The organism is Vibrio ouci (assembly GCF_004551525.1).
GTDB lineage: Bacteria > Pseudomonadota > Gammaproteobacteria > Enterobacterales > Vibrionaceae > Vibrio > Vibrio ouci.
This window is the reverse complement of sequence record NZ_SATR01000315.1, coordinates 1-561: the sequence shown is the minus strand read 5'-3', so window position 1 is coordinate 561 and position 561 is coordinate 1. Positions and strand designations below refer to the sequence as shown.

General features: G+C 39.4%; 1 protein-coding gene. It reads right to left on the bottom strand.

The genetic code is table 11. The features are described from left to right. A partial coding sequence (locus ELS82_RS28005; protein ID WP_208733328.1) for a hypothetical protein occupies positions 1–548 on the bottom strand: 548 nt, incomplete at its 3' end. Between the last annotated feature and the right edge of the window lie 13 nt (positions 549–561).

The window sequence follows — 561 nt, the reverse complement described above, 5'->3', positions numbered from 1 at the left end:
AATCGAACTTCATTACTTTCATCATTTAATCTCCTCTTGAATATGGCTTCTAGTTCATTCCAAAACCAAACCTGGTTATTTCCTCGTTTAGTTGCATGTGATTTTGCTAGTTGACAGTCTGTCTGGGTAATCCAAGCAAAGTTAGAAAGYGCATGCTCTATAGGTGTGTAAAAGTACAYCTTTTCTGACTTGGGRCAATYTARCARGGAWTCATACTCCTCGAYAGTAGGAGTCATATCCACAGTATCAAAWGTGAAGCACCGATATTCTGGATCCCAAAACCCTATCATGGCCTSAAAACAAGCATGTTGGACCCTAATTTTCAGTAATTGTGACAGATCCCCAAATTGTTTCTGGAAAGTGATTTGATCATGAGAGGATAACTTTTCCCAGCAGTCTAGCAGCTGTCCTGTACCAAGTGGTTTGTCATCTAATTTAACATGTGCTGGTAATTGAGACTCAAATTCTGATGGCAAACAATCCCCTTCATCATGTTGGCTCAATTCTGATCTGGTCAAAAATTCCTCAATAGTAATGGGTTTTTCCATCTCACACTTCCTG